The sequence below is a fragment of the Xenorhabdus sp. KJ12.1 genome (assembly GCF_963876495.1).
Classification (GTDB): Bacteria; Pseudomonadota; Gammaproteobacteria; order Enterobacterales; family Enterobacteriaceae; genus Xenorhabdus; species Xenorhabdus stockiae.
In genome coordinates, this window is the sequence record NZ_CAWNQH010000116.1 from 178,078 (window position 1) to 181,312 (window position 3,235).

The 3,235-nt window shown below is 53.6% G+C and carries 2 rRNA genes; both read left to right on the forward strand.

Annotated features, from left to right (window positions below):
- Nucleotides 1-110: 110 nt before the first annotated feature.
- Nucleotides 111-3,019, forward strand: a 23S ribosomal RNA gene (locus AACS92_RS22255).
- 112 nt (nucleotides 3,020-3,131) lie between these two features.
- Nucleotides 3,132-3,235 (forward strand): 5S ribosomal RNA (rrf, locus tag AACS92_RS22260).

Genomic DNA, 3,235 nt, shown 5'->3' on the forward strand with positions numbered 1-3,235 from the left:
TGCTCTTTAACAATCTGGAACAAGCTGAAAATTTGAAACAATCAGCACTGTGTAACAGTGACTGATGAGTCTCTCAAAAACTCGCATCCGAAGACACCTTCGGGTTGTGAGGTTAAGCGACTAAGCGTACACGGTGGATGCCTAGGCAGTCAGAGGCGATGAAGGGCGTGCTAATCTGCGATAAGCGCCGGGAAGGGGATATGACCCGCAAGACCCGGCGATACCCGAATGGGGAAACCCAGTGCAATCCGTTGCACTATCCTGACCTGAATTCATAGGGTCAGGAGGCGAACCGGGGGAACTGAAACATCTCAGTACCCCGAGGAAAAGAAATCAACCGAGATTCCCCCAGTAGCGGCGAGCGAACGGGGAGGAGCCCAGAACTAACATCAGTGTCAGCGTCAGGAGAACGGTCTGGAAAGGCCGGCAGTAAAGGGTGATAGCCCCGTATCTGAAAACGCTGGCAGTGGGAGTTCGATGAGTAGGGCGGGACACGTGGTATCCTGTCTGAATATGGGGGGACCATCCTCCAAGGCTAAATACTCCTGACTGACCGATAGTGAACCAGTACCGTGAGGGAAAGGCGAAAAGAACCCCGGCGAGGGGAGTGAAAGAGAACCTGAAACCGTGTACGTACAAGCAGTGGGAGCACCCTTTGGGGTGTGACTGCGTACCTTTTGTATAATGGGTCAGCGACTTATATTCTGTAGCAAGGTTAACCGTATAGGGGAGCCGCAGGGAAACCGAGTCTTAACTGGGCGTTAAGTTGCAGGGTATAGACCCGAAACCCGGTGATCTAGCCATGGGCAGGTTGAAGGTTGGGTAACACTAACTGGAGGACCGAACCGACTAATGTTGAAAAATTAGCGGATGACTTGTGGCTGGGGGTGAAAGGCCAATCAAACCGGGAGATAGCTGGTTCTCCCCGAAAGCTATTTAGGTAGCGCCTCGTGAATTCATCTTCGGGGGTAGAGCACTGTTTCGGCTAGGGGGTCATCCCGACTTACCAACCCGATGCAAACTGCGAATACCGAAGAATGTTATCACGGGAGACACACGGCGGGTGCTAACGTCCGTCGTGAAGAGGGAAACAACCCAGACCGCCAGCTAAGGTCCCCAAGTCATGGTTAAGTGGGAAACGAAGTGGGAAGGCTCAGACAGCCAGGATGTTGGCTTAGAAGCAGCCATCATTTAAAGAAAGCGTAATAGCTCACTGGTCGAGTCGGCCTGCGCGGAAGATGTAACGGGGCTAAACCATGCACCGAAGCTGCGGCAGCGACACGTAAGTGTTGTTGGGTAGGGGAGCGTTCTGTAAGCCGTTGAAGGTGGCCTGTGAGGGCTGCTGGAGGTATCAGAAGTGCGAATGCTGACATAAGTAACGATAATGCGGGTGAAAAACCCGCACGCCGGAAGACCAAGGGTTCCTGTCCAACGTTAATCGGGGCAGGGTGAGTCGACCCCTAAGGCGAGGCTGAAAAGCGTAGTCGATGGGAAACAGGTTAATATTCCTGTACTTGGTGTTACTGCGAAGGGGGGACGGAGAAGGCTATGTCATCCGGGCGACGGTCGTCCCGGTTTAAGCGTGTAGGTGGGCAGTCTTGGTAAATCCGGACCGCTGTATAACACTGAGGCGTGATGACGAGGCACTACGGTGCTGAAGTGACAGATGCCCGGCTTCCAGGAAAAGCCTCTAAGCTCCAGGTAACATTGAATCGTACCCCAAACCGACACAGGTGGTCAGGTAGAGAATACTCAGGCGCTTGAGAGAACTCGGGTGAAGGAACTAGGCAAAATGGTGCCGTAACTTCGGGAGAAGGCACGCTGGCGTTAGGTGAAGGGACTTGCTCCCGGAGCTGAAGCCAGTCGCAGATACCAGCTGGCTGCAACTGTTTAATAAAAACACAGCACTGTGCAAACACGAAAGTGGACGTATACGGTGTGACGCCTGCCCGGTGCTGGAAGGTTAATTGATGGGGTTATCCGTAAGGAGAAGCTCTTGATCGAAGCCCCAGTAAACGGCGGCCGTAACTATAACGGTCCTAAGGTAGCGAAATTCCTTGTCGGGTAAGTTCCGACCTGCACGAATGGCGTAATGATGGCCAGGCTGTCTCCACCCGAGACTCAGTGAAATTGAACTCGCTGTGAAGATGCAGTGTACCCGCGGCAAGACGGAAAGACCCCGTGAACCTTTACTATAGCTTGACACTGAACACTGGTCCTTGATGTGTAGGATAGGTGGGAGGCTAAGAAGTGTGGACGCCAGTCTGCATGGAGCCATCCTTGAAATACCACCCTTTAATGGCTGGTGTTCTAACGTAGGCCCGTTATCCGGGTTGCGGACAGTGTCTGGTGGGTAGTTTGACTGGGGCGGTCTCCTCCCAAAGCGTAACGGAGGAGCACGAAGGTTAGCTAATCACGGTCGGACATCGTGAGGTTAGTGCAAAGGCATAAGCTAGCTTGACTGCGAGCGTGACGGCGCGAGCAGGTACGAAAGTAGGTCTTAGTGATCCGGTGGTTCTGAATGGAAGGGCCATCGCTCAACGGATAAAAGGTACTCCGGGGATAACAGGCTGATACCGCCCAAGAGTTCATATCGACGGCGGTGTTTGGCACCTCGATGTCGGCTCATCACATCCTGGGGCTGAAGTAGGTCCCAAGGGTACGGCTGTTCGCCGTTTAAAGTGGTACGCGAGCTGGGTTTAGAACGTCGTGAGACAGTTCGGTCCCTATCTGCCGTGGGCGTTGGAAGATTGAAAGGGGCTGCTCCTAGTACGAGAGGACCGGAGTGGACGCACCACTGGTGTTCGGGTTGTCATGCCAATGGCACTGCCCGGTAGCTAAGTGCGGAAGAGATAACCGCTGAAAGCATCTAAGCGGGAAACTTGCCTTGAGATGAGTCTTCCCTGACTCCTAGAGAGTCCTGAAGGAACGTTCGAGACGAGGACGTAGATAGGCTGGGTGTGTAAGCGTTGCGAGACGTTGAGCTAACCAGTACTAATGAACCGTGCGGCTTAACCTGACAACACCGAAGGTGTTTTGCGGGGATTGAGAGCAAAGACAGCGTTTCAGAGAAAAAACATGACCGAAAGAAGACGGTCAGACAGCTTGTTCGGGATTGAAAACAGGATTTGTCTGGCGGCAATAGCGCGGTGGTCCCACCTGACCCCATGCCGAACTCAGCAGTGAAACGCCGTAGCGCCGATGGTAGTGTGGGGTCTCCCCATGTGAGAGTAGG